Source organism: Mangrovibacter phragmitis (assembly GCF_001655675.1).
GTDB classification, from domain to species: Bacteria; Pseudomonadota; Gammaproteobacteria; order Enterobacterales; family Enterobacteriaceae; genus Mangrovibacter; species Mangrovibacter phragmitis.
Genome location: NZ_LYRP01000048.1, coordinates 139,874 through 162,263, shown reverse-complemented (window position 1 = coordinate 162,263; position 22,390 = coordinate 139,874). Strand labels below are relative to the sequence as shown.

General features: G+C 51.4%; 19 protein-coding genes and 2 pseudogenes. 12 read left to right on the top strand and 9 right to left on the bottom strand.

Translation table 11 applies throughout. The features are described 5' to 3' along the window. Positions 1-975, bottom strand: coding sequence for a quinone oxidoreductase family protein (locus A9B99_RS21045; protein WP_064600973.1), 975 nt, complete (start codon positions 973-975; stop codon positions 1-3). A gap of 106 nt (positions 976-1,081) precedes the next feature. Here A9B99_RS21045 and A9B99_RS21040 point away from each other — a divergent pair, with 106 nt between their 5' ends. Next, entirely contained in the window at positions 1,082-1,939 is an 858-nt protein-coding gene (locus tag A9B99_RS21040) for a LysR family transcriptional regulator (RefSeq protein WP_064600970.1), read from the top strand. Between the two features lie 139 nt (positions 1,940-2,078). Here the strand turns inward: A9B99_RS21040 and A9B99_RS21035 are convergent, their stop codons facing one another. Together A9B99_RS21035 and A9B99_RS21030 are read right to left on the bottom strand one after the other, a co-directional pair. Then, the gene (locus A9B99_RS21035; protein ID WP_064600968.1) at positions 2,079-2,762 is read right to left on the bottom strand and encodes a class I SAM-dependent methyltransferase; all 684 of its coding nucleotides are present in this window, start codon (positions 2,760-2,762) and stop codon (positions 2,079-2,081) included. Positions 2,763-2,775: 13 nt separating this feature from the next. After that, positions 2,776-3,153 carry a hypothetical protein gene (locus A9B99_RS21030; protein ID WP_064600967.1) on the bottom strand — a complete coding sequence of 126 codons (378 nt, stop codon included), beginning with the start codon at positions 3,151-3,153 and terminating at the stop codon, positions 2,776-2,778. Positions 3,154-3,303: 150 nt separating this feature from the next. Here A9B99_RS21030 and A9B99_RS21025 point away from each other — a divergent pair, with 150 nt between their 5' ends. Together A9B99_RS21025 and A9B99_RS24330 are read left to right on the top strand one after the other, a co-directional pair. Beyond that, entirely contained in the window at positions 3,304-3,744 is a 441-nt protein-coding gene (locus A9B99_RS21025) for an RrF2 family transcriptional regulator (protein ID WP_064600965.1), read from the top strand. 129 nt (positions 3,745-3,873) lie between these two features. Further along, a pseudogene (locus A9B99_RS24330) lies at positions 3,874-4,020 on the top strand (IS630 family transposase); the annotation flags it as partial. A 139-nt stretch (positions 4,021-4,159) separates the two neighbouring features. Here A9B99_RS24330 and A9B99_RS21020 read toward each other — a convergent pair. After that, complete coding sequence (locus tag A9B99_RS21020; protein WP_064600963.1) at positions 4,160-6,913, bottom strand: LuxR C-terminal-related transcriptional regulator; 2,754 nt, start codon at positions 6,911-6,913, stop codon at positions 4,160-4,162. Between the two features lie 240 nt (positions 6,914-7,153). Between A9B99_RS21020 and A9B99_RS21015 the strand changes: the two genes are divergently transcribed. The 4 genes from A9B99_RS21015 to lpdA are packed head-to-tail and all read left to right on the top strand — an operon-like array spanning position 7,154 to position 12,070. Beyond that, positions 7,154-8,113: a thiamine pyrophosphate-dependent dehydrogenase E1 component subunit alpha gene (locus tag A9B99_RS21015; RefSeq protein WP_197499307.1), complete on the top strand. Its 960-nt coding sequence runs from the start codon at positions 7,154-7,156 to the stop codon at positions 8,111-8,113. A gap of 11 nt (positions 8,114-8,124) precedes the next feature. Next, entirely contained in the window at positions 8,125-9,144 is a 1,020-nt protein-coding gene (locus tag A9B99_RS21010; protein ID WP_064600959.1) for an alpha-ketoacid dehydrogenase subunit beta, read from the top strand. A 3-nt stretch (positions 9,145-9,147) separates the two neighbouring features. After that, positions 9,148-10,683 (top strand): 2-oxo acid dehydrogenase subunit E2, encoded by a 1,536-nt coding sequence (locus tag A9B99_RS21005; protein WP_064600957.1) that lies wholly within the window; start codon positions 9,148-9,150, stop codon positions 10,681-10,683. Further along, the gene (gene lpdA / locus A9B99_RS21000; protein WP_064600956.1) at positions 10,673-12,070 is read left to right on the top strand and encodes a dihydrolipoyl dehydrogenase; all 1,398 of its coding nucleotides are present in this window, start codon (positions 10,673-10,675) and stop codon (positions 12,068-12,070) included. The genes A9B99_RS21005 and lpdA overlap by 11 nt, the downstream gene beginning before the upstream one ends. A gap of 384 nt (positions 12,071-12,454) precedes the next feature. Here the strand turns inward: lpdA and A9B99_RS20995 are convergent, their stop codons facing one another. After that, entirely contained in the window at positions 12,455-12,751 is a 297-nt protein-coding gene (locus tag A9B99_RS20995; RefSeq protein ID WP_064600954.1) for a hypothetical protein, read from the bottom strand. Between the two features lie 126 nt (positions 12,752-12,877). Next, entirely contained in the window at positions 12,878-13,759 is an 882-nt protein-coding gene (locus tag A9B99_RS20990; RefSeq protein WP_064600952.1) for a LysR family transcriptional regulator, read from the bottom strand. A gap of 105 nt (positions 13,760-13,864) precedes the next feature. On the opposite strand from A9B99_RS20990, the gene budA reads away from it, so the two are divergent. Genes budA through A9B99_RS20975 form a run of 3 tightly spaced genes read left to right on the top strand, consistent with a single transcriptional unit; the run spans position 13,865 to position 17,128 of the window. Then, positions 13,865-14,644 carry an acetolactate decarboxylase gene (gene budA, locus A9B99_RS20985; RefSeq protein ID WP_064601034.1) on the top strand — a complete coding sequence of 260 codons (780 nt, stop codon included), beginning with the start codon at positions 13,865-13,867 and terminating at the stop codon, positions 14,642-14,644. 13 nt (positions 14,645-14,657) lie between these two features. Then, positions 14,658-16,337: an acetolactate synthase AlsS gene (gene alsS / locus A9B99_RS20980; RefSeq protein ID WP_064600950.1), complete on the top strand. Its 1,680-nt coding sequence runs from the start codon at positions 14,658-14,660 to the stop codon at positions 16,335-16,337. Positions 16,338-16,357: 20 nt separating this feature from the next. Continuing rightward, complete coding sequence (locus A9B99_RS20975; RefSeq protein WP_064600948.1) at positions 16,358-17,128, top strand: (S)-acetoin forming diacetyl reductase; 771 nt, start codon at positions 16,358-16,360, stop codon at positions 17,126-17,128. Positions 17,129-17,184: 56 nt separating this feature from the next. Here A9B99_RS20975 and A9B99_RS20970 read toward each other — a convergent pair whose 3' ends face one another. Further along, a complete protein-coding gene (locus tag A9B99_RS20970) occupies positions 17,185-18,081 on the bottom strand; it encodes a LysR family transcriptional regulator (RefSeq protein ID WP_064600946.1) in 897 nt (298 codons plus the stop codon). 55 nt (positions 18,082-18,136) lie between these two features. Between A9B99_RS20970 and A9B99_RS20965 the strand changes: the two genes are divergently transcribed. Then, a complete protein-coding gene (locus A9B99_RS20965; protein ID WP_231889224.1) occupies positions 18,137-18,952 on the top strand; it encodes an NAD(P)H-dependent oxidoreductase in 816 nt (271 codons plus the stop codon). A 31-nt stretch (positions 18,953-18,983) separates the two neighbouring features. After that, positions 18,984-19,268, top strand: a pseudogene (locus tag A9B99_RS20960) (DNA polymerase beta superfamily protein); the annotation flags it as partial. 68 nt (positions 19,269-19,336) lie between these two features. Here A9B99_RS20960 and A9B99_RS20955 read toward each other — a convergent pair. Together A9B99_RS20955 and A9B99_RS20950 are read right to left on the bottom strand one after the other, a co-directional pair. Further along, positions 19,337-20,629, bottom strand: a complete 1,293-nt coding sequence (locus tag A9B99_RS20955) for an ABC transporter substrate-binding protein (protein ID WP_064600941.1) — start codon at positions 20,627-20,629, stop codon at positions 19,337-19,339. Further along, entirely contained in the window at positions 20,629-22,227 is a 1,599-nt protein-coding gene (locus tag A9B99_RS20950) for a methyl-accepting chemotaxis protein (protein ID WP_064600940.1), read from the bottom strand. Before A9B99_RS20950 ends, A9B99_RS20955 begins: the two co-directional genes overlap by 1 nt. Positions 22,228-22,390 lie beyond the last annotated feature (163 nt).

Here is a 22,390-nt window from a genome sequence, read left to right as displayed (position 1 = left end):
CTAAACAGTCAGTATCACGCTCCCCGTTGTGCGCCCAGCTTCAAGGTCTGCATGTGCCTCAGCGGCATGAGTCAGTGGATATTGTGCCCCGACAGGGTTTATAAGTCCGTTCTGAAGGGCCGATATAAGGTCTCTCGCTCCCTGCGCGTAAAGTTCTGCGTCATCAGCATAAGCCATTGAGCTTGGCCTCATGAGTGCGATTGAGCGGGCGAATCCCAGTTCTTCAACGCGGACCGGAGGAATGGGGCCAGCCGGTTGGCCCAGACTTGCCGCCGTGCCAAACGGGCGTACCACGCTGAGCGTGGTAGAGAGCGTGCTTCCGCCTATCCCATCAATGGCAAGATGTACGCCACGACCATCAGAAATTTCACGTACCTTATCTGCCCATGCAGTGTCTGTATGAAGGAGAACCTCTTTTGCTCCTGCTGCCTGCGCAATTTTAACTTTATCCGCAGAGCCCGTTGTGCCGATGACGCGTGCGCCTTTCATTGTTGCCCAGCGTGTAACAATCTGGCCAAGCCCCCCGGCAGCAGAATGTACCAGAATCCAGTCGCCCTCTTTGACATCTCTGACTTTATGAAGAAGCATATGTGCGGTAAGTCCGCGTAACATAGCGCTTCCGGCTGTTCTTATATCGATATTCTGGGGAATTCTGACAAGGCGACTGGCCGGGATATTTCTTATTTCGGCATAGGCTCCCATCGGGCTGCCGGTATAGGCCACCCTGTCACCCGGAGCAAAGCCCCGGACGTTATGTCCGGCCGCTGTCACTATGCCGCTCCCTTCAAAGCCGGGTATAGCAGGCGAAGAGGGCAGAGGATAAAGGCCTGAACGATAGTAAATATCAACAAAATTAACGCCTATCACTTCATGCCGGATCTGAACTTCATCAGGGCTGGGGTCTTTGATTTCTATTTCAGTGGCGTGGAGTACTTCAGGTCCGCCTGGCTGGCTGATAATGATTGCGGTTGGCATATACTGTCCTCACTATTAAGTGAGAAAATTATAAAGTTGTTCACATGGAGAAAAATACGGGTATAAAAGCTCTATGTATGTGCGGATATGCACAAGGTGGAAATGGATGGACTGGCAGGATTTAAATTGTTTTCTCGCGCTGGCGCGTAAAGGGTCCATGTCAGCCGCGGCTAAAGAACTTAATGTGGATCACGCAACTGTAAGCCGCCGTATAGCGGCGCTGGAAACTGCGCTCGGGCTTCGCCTTACCGAACGTTTACCCCGGCAAACCAGCCTTACTGAACAGGGAAAAGTGATTGCCTCGGTAGCGAATGAAATGAACAGGATCGCAGACCGGATTCATATACAGGCAAAATCGTTATCAACTTTACCTGCGTTTAGTTTAAGGATCAGTGCATCTCCTGCTGTGGCTGCACAGCTGATTGCGCCTGCTATAGCAGGTTTCACTCAACGCCATCCTGACATCGCGCTCTCGTTGGCAGGCGAATCACATCATGCTCAACTGAATAAAGGAGAAGCGGATATAGCCGTACGTCTGACGAGACCTGATGACCCCGGTTTGCTGGTCCGCCGGATTGGTACAATGCATTTTGGCCTTTATGCTTCCCGTTCCTGGCTGGAAACTCCACCTGAAGACTGGGTATTCATCGCTTATGAGCGCTCTCTTGAACATGTTACGCAGCAAAACTGGCTGGAATCACTGCTGGAAGGAAGGCGTGTCATATTCAGGGCAAGCGATCTGATGGCACAGCAACAGGCCGCCAGAAGCGGCCTGGGTCTCGTCACGTTACCCTGCTTTATGGGAGATGCTGACAGTTCCCTGGTAAAACTGGCCGTCAATTCGCGCCCTCCTGTCAGAGATATCTGGCTGGTCGCTTATCCGGAGTTAAGACGTGATCCTTCAGCAACTGTCGTCATGGAGTTTCTTGCCGCCACCATCAGTAATGTATGTCCGTCAGACTGAATATCCCGGAATGATCCTACCCACCATTAGTGGACATGCAACTAAGCGAGTAAACTCCCTGCCTCCAACGTTTTGATAAAAAATAATATATGGAATGGTTGATTACGAAAATAGCAAGAGTCAGAAGCATGCATTCTTGTTATGTATTAGCTATCCAGGCATGAATTAATAGTGATTGAAAGAAATGATGAGGTGGCGAAAATCCGGCATTGAGAATTAATTCTTCAGTTTTTTCAGGGGGCAATAGAAGCAACCTTTTTCGTAGCAAAGTTTTGAGATCCTCAAGCATTGGTATGTTTGGGCTGGAGATTGCCTGGAGCGCTGCCCAACCAGACAATTGTTCGTCGAAATTACCCGTTGTGGTATCTCCCGCGATTTCGGCCACAATCAATCTGCCGCGAGTCTTTAATCTCTTTTTTATTTCACAGTAGATGCCTCCCCGGTCACTCTTCTGGATAAAATGCGTTACCAGCAGGCACAATACTGCGTCATAAGCCACATTGTCCGGTATATTATCAAGATATCCTTCTATTAAAGTGCAACGGTCTTTTATCTCAGCTTGTTCCAGTTTACTGGCGCATACTTCCAGCATATCGGGAGAGGGATCCACCCCAGTGAAGTGCCAGCCATGGTTTTTGACTGCGTGGTAAATAATTTCGTTACCAGTTCCCACACCGACACAAAGTATACGTGCATCAGCGGGGAGATCACGCAGCAGCAACGCGACCAGGAAATGTAAGTTGTCGTTAATCGCGCTGAAACGTGAATTATTGGCATCATACTGGCGGGAGAATTCACTGTTAAAAATGTCATTGGTATTCATATGTACCTGTCATTTACTTATGTGGATTCAGTATTTGTTGTGCTTCATGCTTCATCACATGAGTACGAATAGCGGCCTGAAAAACTTTAAACAATAAGCCATTAATAAAGGTGGTGATGGTCAGTACGATAAAAGCTGTCATTATCCAGTCGAACAGGCCGACGCTGCTGTGTAAAAGAATCGGGTGGTAGATCAACATACCGGCCGCAACCATCCAGTGGCTCATGCAGTAAAAACAGCTGAACAGATGCCCTAATAAGCCATTTTTTCTGGCCGCCAATGCGCGTAGCGACGCGAAAAGTTCGGTTTGCGTAATTGTCATAGACAAGCTGGCAGATGACAGGGCAATCATCAGGCATACTGAAAAATCTGAAGATAATACAGAGAGCATTGTTGGTTCCTTACAGGTCTGTGATGGCAATTTTCCTGTTTGCAGGCGATGCGATCCTTCATGTAACTTATAAAATCACATGATATTCGTTGTTGTCAATCTTATGTATCATTGTAAGATACATAAGTGTCATTAAAGAGAAGAGTCGATATGCGTCAGGACAACAAACTTTCCCGCACACTGCATGTGTTACTGCATATGGCGCGGCACGATAAAGTCTATACCTCAGAACAAATCGCCATGATGCTTGGGACGAACAGTGCTGTTGTAAGGCGGACTCTGGCAGGATTACGCGAGGCGGGGTTTGTCACATCGGTAAAAGGCCATCACGGTGGCTGGCGTATTGCTGTTGCTATGCGGGATATCAGTCTGCTTGATATCTACAACGCTGTGGGGGTTAAGCAGCTTTTCGCCATCGGCGGAGGGGATGAACATCCGGAATGTGCCGTAGAAGCGGCGGTAAATCAGGCTCTGGGTAATGTGCTGGAAGAGGCTGAACAGGCACTCCTGTTACGTTTTTCTGAAATTAGCCTGCAAGACTTAAGTGAAAGGTTCGAGAAGCATTTCCCTGGAGGTACTGGAACTAAATAGCTTCGCAAAATAATAGGCCTCTGGGGGGAACTCAGTCCGAATTGAGCTATCTGTTCAATCGCCAAAAATCGCCAACCGGTCAGGGCGATACTCACCATAGCCGCAATTCCTGATGAAGAACGATAACTCATGCGTAAAGAAGCCCAATAAAACCATGATGAAAATTATGCCCGACGCTCTGTCGCCATATTGATACTGCACTGGGGAATGGCCGTCAGCGATCTTGCCAGGCTACTTTGTGCTGTGCGTTCATCTGTCGGAAGATGGATAAACTGGGGTTGTGATGTCCATTTTCTTGAATCTTAATGCGTTTGTGGTTTTATTTTTGTTGTTACGAGCTACCCGGACGCACCGACAACAGGAAGGATAAATCTGGGCATTGAACTATCTCCATCTGTTTACACTATTAACCCAGCTAACCCAGCAGTTTCATTTCCAGCGCCCGGCTCATAGCCTGAGTGCGGCTGTTGACTTTGAGCTTGGCGTAGATGTTCTTGAGGTGCCATTTCACTGTCTCCACAGAAATAGTCAGGGAGCGGGCAATTTCTTTGTTCATCTGGCCGTCGGCTATCAATTGCAATACCTGAAGTTCGCGTTCACTGAGCTCCCAACGAACATTATGGCTTTCACTTTGTTCTTCCTGCACACCCGTGCCAACCCCGCGACCGTATGTTGCTTCTCCCGCTTTGCATGTAAAAGAGGATTCGTTCATACAGGTAAGCAAAGGTTGCAATGCATCCCCAACATCAAGAAAGATGCGCTTCAGATTCTGTTGTTCAGCTAATTGCAGAACAGGCTGAAATATAGTGCAGGCATCTGCGCTTTTGCCACTGTTCCACAAAGCTAACGACCAGAGCGTACGCAGGCGCGCCGCAGTTAACCAGTCGCCCCGATTTTCCTGATCACTAACCAGTTCAGCCAGTAGAATGCAGGCTTGAGGCGCCTGGTCTGTAGCCAGAAGAAGGCGGCTGCGGCTGAGGGTTGCATACTGAACGATAGTTCGTTGGCACGGGTGTTCCGCATCAATACTGAAGTTGGTGACCAGTTGTTCAAGTTGCCGTTGCAGTTGCTCAGCACCCGCAAAATCTTCACGCTGCAGCCGCACCCTGACTTGTTCTGCTAACAATATAGCCTGTAACCGTTGCCATCCACGAGACACGGCAAGTCGTTGCGCATGCTCCAGCAACCGCTCTGCTTCATACGGCATATTGCCATTTAAGGCCTGACGCGCAAGACAGGTATAGCAACGGCATAGCGCGTCGGGTGGACTGAACCGATCGATAAATTCGAGCCTGTCAGTTAACAGATTATCGAGTGAGTCAAGACTCTTGCATTCGTAAGCAATCTCCGCCAGCAGTGGCGCCAGTGTCGCACCACTGGTCGATTGGGTACCGGTATAACGTTCCGCCTGTCGCAATGCTTTCTCTGCATACCACCCGGCTTTTTCCAGATCACCCTGACAAAGGTGGCACTGGGCAATGATAAAAGCGCGGTAAACCGAGACAAACAGATTGTCTAAAGGGCTTTCTGGACAGGGCATATGCTGTTGAACCTCCAGAGCTTCGGTATAGCGCTGGTTAACAACATGGCAATAGCTAAGAATATTACATATCAGACCATCAACCCAGGTATCTCCACAAGGCACTTCGGCCAGCAATGGCTGAACAATAGCCAGACTCTCTGGGATGTTCTCGGCAAAGGCCTCGCAAATTGCACGCACAACACGCAATTTGTGCCAGGTGCTGCGGGGTAAATCATCACGGTGATTAACGACTATCTGTTCCAGATTATCAAGCAACTGCCTTGATTCATCAAAATGGAAATAATGTGCCAGACCCCAGGCAAGGTTAATTTGAAGGTCAATGCGTGAAGGATCCGAACTGGCAGGTAAGTGATGCATCCAGGAAACAAGCGTTTCTATATCACCTTCTTCTGCCAGTGACTGAGCGCTTGCGCCATCCTGCCTGGAGCTATGAACTGGCTTTCCCGCTTTGAGTGCATGGCGTATCGCCTCAGACCACAGCCTCTGTTCGGCAAACCAACGGCTGGCCAGTTCATGCAACTGTGTGAGGTTAATTTCGTTGTTCTGCTGCAGCATTGCCCGAAGGTTTTCCTGCAACAGAGGGTGGTAGCGAAACCAACAGCCTTGTTCGTCAAGGGCTGACAAAAAAAGGTTGTGTCGCTCAATCCATGCCAGCATCGCTTTACTATCATTACGTCCCGTAACTGCATTACATAATCCGGCATTTAACCGACTGAGGAATGACGTTTTCAGCAGGAAATCGAGCACCTCCTCCGGAAGCGGATCAAGCACCACCTCTTTCAGATAACGGGCAATGGATCGTGTTCCTCCACGGATATTGCGCAGCAGATGCTCTGGATCATTTTGCAATTCAGCAGACAATGAAGCGATTTTCATGCCTGCGATCCAACCCTCTGTCGCGGCCTGTAGCCGCTGCGCATGTTGGTTGCTGAGTGGCACTGCAACCGTCCGGTGAAAATAGTTCTTCGTTTCTTCGAGCGAGAATTGCAGGTCTCTGTCATAGATTTCCACCAACTGGTCCTGTGCCTGCAGCTGGCTTAGAGACAGGCTTGGGTGGAAACGGCTACCAATTATCAGATGTAAGGCAGCAGGGGCATGCCTGAGTAAATAACCCAGGGCTTCATATACACCAGGGTCATTAATCACATGAAAGTCATCGATAATCAGATACAGGTCGTGCGGACAAGTGTGTAACTGGTTAATCAGCCCGGCCAACAGCCGCTGGGAGCTGGAGAGCATCTGTTCTTCTATGTCGCGCCAGAAATCGACGTCCCAGTTTGCATCGAGTGGGCGCAATGCTTCCAGCAGATAAGGAATAAACTGCCATACGTCATCATCGTCCTCATCAAGGCTAAGCCAGGCAACACGTTCACCCTGAGCGATCATTTGCTGATGCCATTGTGCCAATAGTGTGGTTTTACCAAACCCGGCACCTGCACAAACAACGCCCAGTCGGCATAACTGAACTTGATTGAGAAGTTGAAGAAGTCGTGGGCGCTCCAGCAATTGTATAGAGGAGCGTGGTGGAACGAATTTGGTCAGGATTAGCGGCAAGCCTCTCGTCAGCCGCAATGGTCCCGAGACCAGTGAGGGTAATTGGCGACCTTCTAAATCCGATGGCTTCATCCGTGGCTGTCTACTCGCTTTGTTTTTTTTAATTGTATGTCAGAGCAAGGGATTACATGGAACAGCCCAATGTGATTGATGCACAAAATTTATAAAGTTTGACCTCAAGCATGAAAACCCCCTCCAACCCCCCCATGCAGGTGGCTTCTCACTCTCCCGTACCGCTCGTAGATTCATTGCATTGGTGTAGCCAGGGTGTATCTCCCTGCCCGGACGACCTTTATTGAGGAGAATTAAATGATGCTAAGCAAACAGGCTTTATTGCAGGCTTACCGCAAGATGCGGGAGATCAGGACATTTGAAGAGCGTTTGCATCAGGAAAATACCAGCGGTGATATCCCTGGCTTCATTCACCTTTATACCGGCGAGGAGGCTATAGCGGTAGGGGTCTGCGAAAATTTAACCAGCGCTGATTTCATTGGGTCAACACACCGTGGACATGGTCACTGTATTGCCAAAGGTTGTGATATTCACGGCATGATGGCCGAGATATTCGGTAAAGACAGCGGCTTGTGTCGGGGGAAGGGTGGGTCTATGCACATTGCCGATTTGTCGAAAGGTATGCTGGGCGCGAACGCTATTGTTGGTGGAGCCCCTCCGTTAGCCATTGGTGCAGCGCTGACGGCCAGGACTCTTAAAACCGGCAACGTCGGGGTCTCTTTTACTGGTGACGGTGGTTCTAATCAGGGGCTGGTTTTTGAAGCCATTAATATGGCAGTAGTGCTCCAGCTTCCAGCCATTTTTATTTTCGAGAACAATGGTTATGGGGAAGGGACCGGTCATGACTACGCCGTCGGGGGGCGTGATATCGCCAGGCGCGCCGCTGGCTTCGGTTTACCGGCAGTAACCGTTGATGGCACTGATTTCTTTGCCGTTTACGAGGCAACCTCAGAGGCGGTCAGGCGGGCACGCGAAGGAGGTGGCCCTGGCGTCATTGAGGCCAAAGCCTTCCGCTGGCATGGTCACTTTGAGGGCGATCCCGCGTTATACCGTGCTGAAGGTGAAGTTCAACGCCTGCGTGAAGAACATGATCCGCTGAAGATTTTCATAGCAAAGGTTAGTCAACATATCACCCAGGAAGAACTTGCGGTAATCGACGCGGAAGTTGAAGCGCTTGTTGACGATGCTGTGGCGAAAGCCCGCGTCGCTGCCTACCCAGCACCAGAAGACCTGCTGACAGACGTTTACGTCTCATACTGAGGGGGATAACAATGACAATAAAAACCTATCGTGAAGCGGTCAAGGAAGCCCTGGCTCAGGAAATGGAACGCGATGAACGCGTAGTGCTAATTGGTGAAGATTTACGTGGTGGTCATGGCGGAAACGCGCCCGAAGAAGCGAGAATCGAAGCCTTTGGCGGTGTGCTCGGTGTAACTAAAGGGTTGTGGACGCAGTTCGGATCAGAGAGGGTTATAGACACACCAATTACAGAGTCGGCGATCATCGGTATGGCAGCCGGTGCCGCAGCCACTGGTCTGCGGCCAGTGGCGGAGTTGATGTTCATGGATTTTTTCGGCGTGAGTCACGATGCACTGTACAATCAGGCCGCCAAATTCCGTTATATGTTTGGTGGTAAGGCCAGGGCGCCACTGGTAATGCGAGGCATGATCGGTGCTGGTTTTTCTGCCGCAGCCCAGCATTCTCAGTCACCTTATAATATCTTTGCTACCACGCCGGGGTTGAAGGTGGTGGTGCCATCGACACCTTATGACGTCAAGGGGTTGTTGATCCAGTCAATTCGTGATGACGATCCGGTGGTATTCTGTGAGCATAAAATGCTTTACGACCTCAAGGGTGAAGTTCCGGACGAGATTTATACTATCCCGCTAGGTGTAGCTAATTATACCCGTGAAGGAGAGGACGTCACCATCATTGCGTTGTCAGCAATGGTGCATAAAGCAAACCAGGTTGCGGACAAACTGGCCAGCGAGGGGATCTCGGTTGAGGTGGTTGATCCACGTACTGTTTCGCCACTCGACGAGGAAGGTATTCTCGAATCAGTTGCTTCCACAGGGCGTGTAGTGATTGTCGACGAATCCGCAGCACGCTTCGGCTTTGCTCATGATGTCGCGGCACTGATTGCGTCCCAGGCATTCCATTTCCTCAAAGCACCAGTCATCCTGGTGACACCACCACATACTCCAGTCCCTTTCTCCCCTGCTCTCGAAAAACTCTGGATCCCTGGCGTTGAACGTATCGAAGCAGCCGTCCGTCAAGTACTGGAGGATTAATCTATGAGCGAAATCAAGACACTTGAAATGCCAAAGTGGGGGCTGTCAATGGAGGAAGGTTTGCTCGCCCGGTGGGCCATCCAGGAAGGTGACAGCTTTACCAAAGGGCAGGAAATCTGCGAGATTGAAACCAGCAAAATCGTTAATGTGCTGGAGGCGCCTTTCGCCGGTACGCTGCGTCGGATAATAGCCCAACAGGGTGATACCCTCCAGGTAGGAGCCGTTCTGGCGCTGGTCGCTGACACTTCGGTCAGCGATGCCGAACTGGATGAATATGTTGCCGGTCTGGCTACGGTGAAATCAGTAACTCCTGCCACGGAGGCCACCGGGCCGGATGTGGTTGCGCAAGCAGTGGGTAACCTACCTGATGTTGCATCGACCCCATCCAACAAACCTGTGCCGCCCATTGGGCAGACTGAAGTCCCAGCAAGTCTGCAAGGTATAACGGATGTGACTCTGGTTAATGCCACTCCCCATGCGCTACGTCTGTCTGCTCGACTGGGGGTCGACCTGAAAAAGGTCCGTGGGAGCGGGCGTGATGACCGTATCTCTGTGGCAGACCTGGAAAGGGCGATAGTTGCAGCTGGCGGCCGCATAGCCCCTCCGCAGATACCTGTTCGTCGCAGCAAAATACCACGCTCGCATGCCGATGACAGCCAGGTATCAGCAACTCCGCTGGCGCGCCGTCTTGCCAACAAACTGGGTATCAATTTACACGACTGCCGAAGCAGCGGTTCACGTGGCCGGGTCAGTCGTGATGATGTGCTGGCCGCGGCAGCGCTACTTGACGGGCAGCCGCAGACCGGGCCTGCTCAGGAAAGTGTGCCTGCAACCTTTGAGAACATCCCCCTGTCAGGTATGCGGCGGGCTATCGCATCCCGCTTGCAAATGTCCAAGCAACATTCTCCCCATTTTCGTTTGACTGCCGATCTTGACCTGGAACGACTGTTAGCGTTGCGTAAGGAAATTAACAGCGAAGTTCCCGGCGTTAAGATTTCGGTTAATGATCTGCTGGTTAAGGCCTGTGGCCTGGCACTGGTTGCCGTACCGGATGTCAACGTACAGTTTGACGAAGTTACCCAGAGTATCCACCGTTTTGCCAATGCCGACATTTCGGTGGCTGTTGCGCTGCCTGATGGGTTAATTACGCCTATTGTTCGCTCAGCGAACCGGAGAACGGTAAGTGACATATCGAACGAAATTCACTCTCTGGTGACCAAAGCCAGAGCGGGCACGCTCAAGCCTGAAGAATTCCAGGGGGGAACCTTTAGCTTGTCCAACCTGGGCATGCTCGGAGTACGGCAGTTTGACGCCATCATAAATCCACCTCAAAGCGCGATCCTCGCAATTGGTACCTGCGAGGCCCGGGCAGTCGTACGTGATGGACAAATAGTCGCGCGCCATCAACTGACTGTTTCGCTGTCCTGCGATCACAGGGTTATCGATGGGGCGCCAGGCGCGGCTTTCTTGCGGGAACTCAAGCGTCTGGTTGAAACACCGACACTGCTGTTTATCCAGGAGGCGAGTTATGCACGATAAATATGATGTACTGATCATCGGGGGCGGGCCTGGGGGATACGTGGCGGCCATTCGTGCCGGTCAACTGGGGCTTCGTACCGCATTAGTGGAAAAGCAACATCTGGGAGGCATCTGCCTGAACTGGGGATGCATCCCAACCAAGGCACTGTTGCACGGTGCTGAGGTGGCGCACAGTATTGCACATGCCAACCAACTGGGTTTTAGTGTTGGGGAGGTGAGTTTCAATCTGCAGAAACTGGTGCAATTTAGCCGTACAGTGTCGCAACAGCTGACTGGTGGAGTCGAGTATCTGTTGAAGAAAAATGGTGTCAGGGTCATTGATGGCACTGCCCGGCTGTGTGGCAAGGGACAAGTAACCGTATCTGATGCCAGAGGGGAAAAGCATGAGTACCGGGCTGATCATGTTATCCTGGCAACTGGTGCCCGGCCACGGGCGTTACCAGGCATAACGCCCGATGGTGAGTATATCTGGACCTATTTCGAAGCGTTGCAGCCTGAGCGATTGCCGAAATCTCTGTTAGTCATTGGTTCAGGGGCCATTGGCGTCGAATTCGCCAGCCTTTATAACGATCTTGGCTGCAAAGTAACGCTGGTCGAGCAGGCTCCACAGATCCTGCCAGTTGAAGACACCGAAGTGTCTGCAGCGGTGCGCAAATCATTCGAAAGGCGCGGCATTCAGGTCCATACCCAGACTCTGGTGACGCAAGCGCAGGTCACCGACACAGGGGTGTGCTGCACCTTGAAAAACGCCAGTGCCGAACAGTTCCTGGAGGTTGAGCGAGTGCTTTTGGCGGTTGGCGTACAACCCAATATTGAAGATCTCGGGCTGGAAGCGCTTGAAGTTGGGCTGGACCGGGGTTTCATCAAAACGGATGCTGCTTGCCGCACCAACGTATTTGGTCTTTATGCTATTGGTGATGTAGCCGGCCCGCCATGCCTGGCGCACAAGGCCAGCCACGAAGGCGTGATATGTGTTGAGACACTGGCTGGCCTCGCAGGCACAGCTCCTCTTGACCACGACTATGTGCCCGGTTGTACTTACGCCCGGCCACAGGTTGCCAGTCTGGGTTTGACAGAGGCTACAGCACGCGCCAGAGGGCGGGCTATCAAAATAGGTAAGTTCGCCTTGCAGGGTAATGGAAAGGCACTGGCCAGTGGAGAGACGGAGGGGTTTGTAAAGACTATCTTTGATGCTGAAACCGGCGAGCTTCTGGGCGCGCATATGGTTGGCGCACAGGTGACTGAACAGATCCAGGGGTTGGGCATCGCCCGTCATTTAGAGGCCACACATGAGAGTCTCCTGTCGGTGGTCTTTGCGCATCCAACGCTTTCCGAAGCTATGCATGAATCAATTCTTGCCGCCAGTGGCAAGGCGCTGCACCAATAGGAAAATAGGTAAAAGAGACACAGTCCTGATAGTTGTGACGGGTGACATAACCCAAAGAGCAATAAGGCCTGTTAATAAATGAATAGTTTATGAAATAAACAGGTATGTTACTAAGGCACAGACAACCTTACCCGCATAGCTGAAAGCTGGCATGGTAAATTACTGCCAACCGTCAGCCGGAAATCGGCAACTGGCTCATCTTCTGTTGCGCAGTAATGTCAGACGCTGGCATTTAACCCGTCCGGGAAGGGAAACAGATTAGTAGGGGCTAAAAGTCACAAGGTAAATGAATGTGATGTAGCCCCTGAAACACCAGACCAGAGCGGTCTCTCCATGATGTGACTCACCCCACACCTGGATACGCACTGAAGGCGTGCCATTCTTTCAGAAAAGCGCTTCTTTTATACTGATTTCTTCCACATTCAGTATTGATGACATGTCGAAACCCTGCATATCAGCCCTGAACTCTGCGCTAACCATATACTTCTGATTTATGGCTTGTATATCGGCTCCATCTTTATAAGTTACTACCGCAATGACCTGATTATTTGCTCCCAGGTACACATGGTTAACATATATATCAAATGTGGGAAGGCTGACCATGTGCCTTGGCCAGTGCGTGTGAAAATAAGTTTCTGCGGACAGCGCGTCTTTGAGGGTGTAAATCCTGACCTGTTTCATTTTAACCATCCAGCCATTCAGATTATCGGGAGGGGAACAGACCTAATCATACTGATTTTATTGCGGTGAAATTCACAAAAGACCACATTGTTGTATCGAAAATATGCGGCTCAGTTGAACTGAACGTTATATATCCTTCAGCATCGACACAAACCGCTTTACTGTGTGAGATCGTTCAAAACGACGCCAGCAGAGTGCGATGTCGGTATAAAGTTCTGGCGTTGTTAAAGCATGATAGGTGATGCCGGGCGGTGTGATAGCGGTCATTGATTTTGGCACCAGCGCAAACCCACAACCGGTGGCGACCATCCCAAGGGAAGATGAAAACTGGGAGGACTGCAGCGTGTTTTGCATATCAATGCCTGCCCGTTCGCAGCAACCGTATACACGGTCATAGCAACCCGGTGCGACCTCCTGCGGGAATAAAATCAACGGAGTATCTTTCAACTGCCCCAGGGCAAGCGATTCACATTTTGCCAGCGGGTGAGTCGGATGTAATGCAGCAACCATTGGTTCCCGTTCGAGTATTTTCAGCTCAAAATCCTTGCTGCTATCACAGGGTAGCCGCACAAAAGCGATATCCAGTTCACCTTCTGCCAGCATCGTCATCAGGCTGGACATATTGGCCTCCACCTGGTGGACAGTAACTCCCGGGTTTTGTTGTAAATACAGGTGAATGAGCCTAAAAATCTGAGGATGGAAGGCATCTGAACTGGTGATACCAATCGAAAGGCTGCCATTAAGACCCCGGGCTATTCCTCGGGCTTTTTCCAGTGCGGCATCACTCATCGCCAGGATTTTACAGGCATCCTCATAGAATGCCTCACCCGCCTCAGTCAGTTCCACGCCACGGGTCAGTCGCCTGAACAATGGAGTGCCGACCTCCTGTTCAAGCCGCTTAATCTGCTGACTCAGTGGCGGCTGTGAAATACCCAGTGCTTTAGCCGCTTTGGTGAAGTGTTGCTCGCGCGCCACCGCAACAAAATACCGCAGATAACGAAGTTCCATATCAAAAACGTCTCAAACCAGCATGGTTTCTATATTGGAATTATCAACTGAATCGAGTCAACATTTATTTAACCTTTCTGAAAAAAGTTGAAGAGGCAGGGCATGATTTCGCATTCATCTGCATGTGATTGTCAGGAGAGTTTTCATGAAACTGTACGGGCATTCTCCGCGCAACATCCTGACAGCATCATTTATCAGACATCGCTAATGAGCGCTTTGTTGAGTGGCGTATACGAAGGGGAAACAACTATAGCGAGCTTGTTAACCCATGGCGACTTCGGTCTTGGCACCTTTAATGAACTTGATGGTGAGATGATTGCCTTCAGTAGCCAGGTTTACCAGTTACGTGCTGATGGTAGTGCCCGGGCTGCAATGCCGGATCAAAAAACACCGTTCGCAGTAATGACCTGGTTCCGGCCGCAGTATCGTCATACTTTTGATACCCCAGTCAGCCGCCAGCATATTCATGATGTTATCGACCAGCAAATTCCTTCAGATAACCTGTTCTGCGCATTGAGAATAGATGGCCATTTCCGCCATGCGCACACCCGTACAGTTCCACGCCAGACTCCGCCTTATCGTGCGATGACCGATGTACTGGATGATCAGCCCGTTTTCCGTTTTAACCAGCGCCAGGGCGTGCTGGTGGGGTTCCGCACACCGCAACATATGCAGGGCATTAACGTAGCCGGGTATCACGAACACTTTATCACGGATGATCGCCAGGGCGGCGGGCACCTGCTCGATTACCAGTTGGAGCATGGCACGCTGACTTTTGGCGAAATTCATAAACTCATGATTGACCTGCCTGCAGACAGTGCGTTTTTACAGGCTAACCTTCACCCGGGCAATCTTGACGCAGCGATCCGTTCGGTCGAAAACTAACAGGAGAATCACAGTGAACAGTGAGAAGCAGGCACGTCAGTGGGCACACGGTGCCGACATGATTGTCGGCCAGTTGGAAGAACAGGGAGTTAAACAGGTTTTCGGTATTCCGGGTGCAAAAATTGACAAAGTTTTTGACTCCTTACTCGATTCCTCAATAGAAATCATTCCGGTCCGGCATGAAGCGAATGCGGCATTTATGGCTGCGGCGGTAGGGCGGCTGACAGGTAAAGCCGGTGTGGCGCTGGTCACCTCCGGGCCGGGCTGCTCAAATCTGATTACTGGCATTGCCACGGCAAACAGTGAAGGTGACCCGGTTGTCGCTCTGGGTGGTGCGGTTAAACGTGCGGACAAAGCGAAACAGGTTCATCAGAGTATGGATACGGTTGCCATGTTTAGCCCGGTCACGAAATACGCTGTGGAGGTCACTTCCTCTGACGCAATAGCTGAAGTGGTATCAAATGCCTTTCGCTCCGCCGAACAGGGCAGGCCAGGCAGTGCTTTTGTCAGCCTGCCACAAGATATTGTCGACCAACCAGCAAGGGGCGCGATTTTACCTGCCGGCTCCTCGGCATTGATGGGACCGGCACCTGATGTGGCCATTAACGAGGTTGCGGCCCGCATCAATCAGGCGAAGAACCCGGTTATTTTATTGGGGCTGATGGCCAGCCAGACAGCCAACAGTGCAGCGCTACATCATTTGCTGGAGAAAAGTCGTATTCCGGTCACCAGTACCTATCAGGCGGCCGGTGCCGTGAATCAGGCGCATTTCACGCGTTTTGCCGGGCGTGTTGGCCTGTTTAATAATCAGGCGGGTGACCGTTTGTTACATCTGGCTGATCTGGTTATTTGTATTGGCTATAACCCGGTTGAATACGAACCCGCGATGTGGAATAGCGGTGATGCCACACTGGTACATATTGATGTGCTGCCCGCCTATGAAGAGCGCTATTACACCCCGGATTTTGAACTGATAGGGGATATCGCAGCAACGCTGGAGCGTCTGGCTGGCCGTATTTCCCGTTTGTATGAACTGAGCCCACGCGCTACAGAAATTCTCGTCGACCGTCAGCGTCAGCGGGATCTTCTCGACCGCCGTGGCGCGTCGCTCACCCAGTTTGCTTTGCACCCATTGCGTATTGTCCGGGCGATACAGGATATCGTGAACAACGACGTGACGCTGACGGTCGATATGGGCAGTTTTCATATCTGGATTGCCCGCTATCTCTACAGCTTCCGCGCCCGTCAGATAATGATTTCCAATGGCCAGCAAACGATGGGGGTAGCTCTGCCGTGGGCAATTGGTGCCTGGATTGTGAACCCGGGGCGCAAAGTGGTTTCTGTTTCGGGTGACGGGGGATTCCTGCAGTCGAGCATGGAGCTGGAAACCGCCGTGCGTCTGCACGCTAACATTCTGCATATCGTGTGGGTGGATAACGGCTACAACATGGTGGCGATTCAGGAAGAAAAAAAATACCAGCGTACTTCCGGTGTTGAATTCGGCCCCGTCGATTTCAAAGCCTATGCCGATGCATTTGGTGCAAAAGGGTTTGCTGTGGAAAGCGCTGATTCGCTGGAAGCGACATTGCATGAAGCAATGGATGTAGACGGCCCGGCTGTAGTGGCCATTCCGGTTGACTATAGCGACAACCCGCTGTTGATGGGGCAGCTCCATCTCAGCCAGATTCTGTGAGTTAATAAAAGGACAAAATGATGCAAAAAGTTGCTCTTGTAACAGGTTCAGGCCAGGGGATCGGTAAAGCCATTGCGCTACGCCTGGTAAAAGAGGGTTTCGCTGTGGCTATTGCCGACTATAACGAAGCAACGGCGAAAACCGTAGCAGACGAGATAACGCATTCAGGTGGTCGCGCTATTGCCGTGAAAGTGGATGTATCTTGCCGTGAACAGGTTTTCGCGGCGGTAGAGTCAGCGCGTAAAACATTGGGGGGATTTGACGTTATCGTCAACAATGCCGGGATTGCCCCTTCCACGCCGATAGAATCTATCACCCCTGAAATAGTAGATAAGGTATACAACATCAATGTGAAAGGTGTTATCTGGGGGATACAGGCTGCTATCGAGGCTTTCCGCAAAGAAGGGCACGGCGGTAAGATAATTAATGCCTGCTCACAGGCAGGGCACACCGGCAACCCCGAACTGGCGGTATACAGTTCAAGTAAGTTTGCGGTACGCGGTCTCACTCAGACTGCCGCACGGGACCTGGCTCCGCTGGGGATTACTGTTAATGCCTATTGCCCGGGGATCGTGAAAACACCCATGTGGGATGAAATTGACCGACAAGTATCCGAAGCGGCAGGTAAACCACTGGGATACGGTACTGAAACTTTTGCCAAACGCATCACGCTTGGCAGGCTATCTGAACCGGAAGATGTGGCTGCTTGTGTTGCTTACCTTGCCGGGCCTGACTCGGACTATATGACCGGGCAATCATTGCTGATTGATGGTGGAATGGTGTTTAACTAATTACTTACTATAAACTCTGACGTGGATTTTCCCCTGCTATATATAGCAGGGGCTTTTTATATCTGGTTTGCAATATGTTCACGTAACCACTTATGTGCGGGGTCACGGTGAACCCGTTCGGGCCAAAGCATAAGCATCTCGAAGCCCGGCACCTCAAAAGGCAGAGGAATAACCTGAAGCGCAATATTTTCCCGCACCAGCCTCCAGGGCACCATCGCCACCATATCTGTATTGGCCAAAACCGCACAAAGGAAAAGAAAATGAGGGACCGACAGCGATACCTTACGTGTAATCCCTTGCTCCATCAAAAACGTATCTGTTATACCGCGAAACCCGCCGCCATCCGGGGAAACCATCGCATGGTCAAGTTGGCAAAATTGTTCCAGTGTCAGGCCTGGCTTTAAGTGGGGATGGCCAACTCTGCCTGCCAAAACATAGTGCTCGGTGAAGAGTGTGCGCCGGTGTAAATCCAGTGGTGCTTCTGCTGCACTCATCAATGCCAGGTCAATGTCACCTTGTTCTGCTTTCCTCAGAACTTGTGAAGGTGAACTTTGCACTACAGATAAGCGGGTTGCTGGTGCTTGTGTTCGTAACGATTCAAGCATGGGAAGCAAAATAGTGTACTCACCATAATCGAAAGCGGAAATCCGCCAGGTCTGGCTCGACTGTTGAGGAAAGAAATCCCCTTGTGGTGCCACAGCCTGTTCAAGAAATGACAATGCCTGCCTGAGTGGTTCGCGCAGTTCATCTGCTCTGGCCGTAGGCCGCATCCCCCGTGCACCCGGTAGTAATAATGGGTCGCCAAAATAGTCCCGCAAACGGGAAAGTTGCACACTGACAGTTGGTTGCGAAAGGTGCAGGCGTTCCGCAGCCCGGGTGACATTATGTTCAGTCAACAGCGCATCAAGCGTGATTAACAGATTCAGGTCGAGACGTCTTAAGGAATTACTCATGGCTATACCTGGAATATAGGAAATTCATTTCAACTATACCTGATGGAAGACTAACGTGTTGCCACTGACGCATTCTCCACTGACTAATAAGGTATTGATGATGAATATTCTTCTTGTTTATGCGCAACCAGAACATACGTCTGTGACACGCCATCTGGTGGATATTGCCGTTGAGGTATTCACGGGGCAGGGACACCAGGTTGAGCAATCCGATCTCTACGGTATGGAGTGGAAAGCGGTATTTGATGGTGATGATTTTCCTGAGCGTGTAAACCCGGCGCGTTTGTCATTTATTGACGAGTCCCGGCATGCTTTTCACCATGGTTGCCAGACACCGGATGTCAGCGAAGAACAACGAAAAGTCCTCGCAGCGGATGCCGTGATTATGCTGTTTCCTCTTTGGTGGTTTGGTATGCCGGCAATCATGAAAGGCTGGATAGAGCGCGTCTGGGCTTACGGCCTGGCGTATGGCTACCAGGGCAAAGGCAATGCGCACCGCTACGGAGAAGGCGCTTTTGCAGGCAAACGGGCACTGCTGGCGGTCAGTGTGGGTGGGCCAGAGCAGGATTATTCCCCGCGCGGGATTAATGGCCCTTTAGAGCAACTTCTGTTCCCTGTCACACACGGTACGCTGTTCTACACCGGCATGGAAGTATTACCCACGTTTGCAGTATATGGCAGTGGGCGTATTGATACGGATGCTATGGCACAGACAGAGGCCAGGTGGCGGCAACGTTTGAACGCAATGTTTGTTGAGGAGCCAATAGCCTTTCGCCGCCAAAATAGTGGTGACTACCCGGATAGCCACGTACTGGCAGATCATGTATCTCCGGGGCTGTCTGGCATGGCGGCACACATTGCTGGCAGGTAACCCTTGGTGAAAACACCAGTGTGCCGGATAACTGGCAGTGCGCTGGGTTGAGGCCGGGCTGGGGCAACCACCAGTACTGTTTCGGGAATTACTGGCAAAAACAGTTACTGATGCCAGCCTTCTGGCAGAAATAGACCCGTTACTGGAAATTAAACAGCGCACCGGGGAAGCCGTGTATGGTCCGCGCAGGGAGCACTTGCACGCGTTTATTGAACACGAACTGGCAAGAGGGGAAATCTCACCGAAATTGCCCCTGAGCGCGACGGGAAAAACCGGGGCACTCGACAGCCTGCTGTACCGCACGGTAATGGGGTAACGGTGCCTGTTTGTGGGCTGAAAAAACTGCCCCATCAGCCTAAGCATGGGGCAGTTGTTCCCTGGTGGTTAGTGGACTTTCTGCCGGACATCCAGCACAGCCTGCTGGTTGGCACTCAGCGTTTCATCCACCGTCAGTTTGCCCTTTAACAGGTTAGCGATGTTTTGCGCCACCTGGCTGCCCATCTGGTCGAAACCGGGAATACTGACATACTGAATCCCCTGGTAGGGGACCGGGTTCAGTGTCGGTGTTTCCGGTGAGGCCGTTTCCATGGCGGCAAGCACTTGTTTGGCATAGGGTGCCAGTGCCTGGTAACCTGCTTCAGCATAGGTCGATTTTCTGCTGCCCGGTGGAACAGAGCCCCAACCGACAACTTTGGCAACCTCCTGAATATACCCGCGTGAAGTCGCCCAGGAGATGAAATCAATGGCCTGTGCCCGCTGGGAACTGTTGGCCGGTACCGCCAGCGCCCATGCCCATAACCAGTGAGAGCCATTACGAGTAATGTCATGAGGTGCTGAAGCAAACCCCAGTTTGTCGGCGACCATTGAAATCTGCGGGTTGGTCAGCAGCCCGGCAGCAACGGTACTGTCCACCCACATGGCACATTCCCCCTGAGCTGTCAGGCGCAGGATCTGTCCAAAGCTATTATCCACCGTATCCGGTGGGCCGTATTCATGCACCATCGTGACATAATCTGTCAACACCCGCCGCCACTCTGGTGTGTTCATGGTAGGGGTCCAGCTTTCATCGAACCACTGGGCACCATAGGCGTTGGCGATGGTGTTGATCAGCGCAACGTTATCTCCCCAGCCGGGCTTCCCGCGCAGGCACAAACCATAAATACCTTTGCTCTTATCCGTCAGTGCGGCTGCAAAATGCTGAATATCCTGCCAGGTGGGTTCTGCCGGCATGCTCAGCCCTTTTGCCGCAAATAAGTCTTTGCGGTAATACGTCATACTGCTTTCACCATAAAAAGGTAGCGCATACAGCGTGTTATGCCACGAAAGCGCTTTGCGCAGCGGGGGCAGCAAATCATTCACATCATAACTGTCGGGTAAATTATTCAGTGGTGCAAGCCAGCCTTTTTCGCCCCATAATGGCGCTTCGTATGTGCCGACGGTAATCACATCAAAGCGTTCACCGTTGCCTTCCATTGATGAATAAATCGTTTTTCTGAGTGCGCCATCATCCATAACATGCCACTGCAAATGGACACCAGGGTGTGACTGTTCATACTGGTCGGAGAGTTGCTGCATAATCGTCATGTCACCATTGCTGATGGTGGCGATTTTCAGCGTTGTGTCGGCCCAACTGAGCACCGGGACGAGCAAACAAAGTGAGGCCAGTAACTTACGCATTATGCCTCCTTGTATTCAAGTGCGGTGTGCATTGCAGCGCCGGACACTGATTTTTCACGATTCTGTGTGTGGAAAAAGGCCATTTTTTCCACCAACAAGTCAGCATGCTGGCGTACAGTCTGGCTGGCATGGCTGGCTTCCTGTACCAGCGATGCATTTTGCTGAATAGCTGTATCCATCAGGTTTACCGCCGCATTGACTTGCTCAATGCCGCTCGATTGCTCCCGACTGGCAACCGCGATTTCACCCACAATATGAACTACCCGCTCAACGCCCTGGTTAATCTCATTCAGCATGTCGCCAGAACGGCTGACCAGGTTACTCCCGGTATTAATTTTGCTCACGCTGGCATCTATCAGGGTTTTGATTTCTGCAGCCGCTTTGGCAGAGCGCTGGGCTAACTGACGCACTTCGGTGGCAACCACGGCAAAACCGCGCCCTTGTTCGCCCGCTCTTGCGGCTTCCACCGCAGCGTTCAGTGCCAGTAAGTTAGTCTGGAAGGCCAGTTCATCAATCACCCGGTTGATATCGGCAATTTGGTTACTGGCTTCTTCAATTTCGTGCATGGCTTTCACGGCGCTGTTTAACACATCGCTACCACGTTGTGCCTGTTCGCGCACGGTGGTTGCCAGCGCATCTGCCTGCGAAGCGTTTTCCGCATTATGCTTCACAGTGGCGGTCATTTGCTCCATGCTGGCGGCGGTTTCTTCCAGTGAACTGGCCTGGGAATGGGTGCGTTCAGAAAGGTCGTCGTTCCCCTGAGCCATCTGGCGAGCCGCATCGCGCAGAATATCCGCGCTGCTGCTGACATCCTGCACAATATCTGACAAGCGCACATCCATCGTGGCGAGTGACTGCATCAGTTCCCCCAGTTCGTCGTGCGTGCTGGCGGTGACACGGTGGTTCAGTTCACCATTGGCGATGGATTCCGCCAGGTTACGGGCACGGGAAAGTGTCTGGTGCAATGAACGAATCAGTAGCCAGCCCGCGATAATGCCTGCCAGCAGACCGACAACCAGCATCACTATCAGGCTGTTACGTGCCAGAAGATAGGCGCTGTTACTTTGCTGATACGTTTTCTCGGCCAGCGCGCGCATTTGTGCATCGAGGCTATCAATATTCTTTGCCATCGCCAGTGAGTGCACCCGCAACCGGGTTTCAATCACCACCAGGGCGGCGGAAGGGTTACCTTGCTTAAGCAAACTGCCGGCCTCACTCAGTGCCTGCTGGTAACTATCGAGATCCTGAAAAAAACTGTCACGCAGTCCGGACATATCCTTATGGGTATCCAGACCAGCCCAGGCTTTACGTGCGGCAGCAATTTTTGCGCTGTCGTCCTGAATAACGGCCAGCCGGGTTTCTACTTCACTTGCGCTGGTCCAGTAACGTAACGCTTCAAATAATGTAGAAGACTGGTTTTGTACCATGCGGTACAAACGGGAAGAGTATTGCAAGGGCAGCAGTTCAGTACGATAAGTACTTTCTGCACGCTGTTCTGCATTGTGCAGGCCAAAGATCCCCCAAACGGAGGTGATCACTAATAAAATACAGAGAAAACCAATAATACCGATTAAACGCGCCCGAACGGTCATTTTCATTCTGAACTCCCGGTGAGTAAAAGTTGTAGGCGGAAAATTATTCTTTTTTTGCCTTTCAGCTATCGACTTACCGGGGAATAACTTGAAGGAAATGTCGGAACATGTGCGGTAACTTATGTTTTTGAGGTAAAAAGTGCAGCCCGGTTTTATACCGGGCTGAATA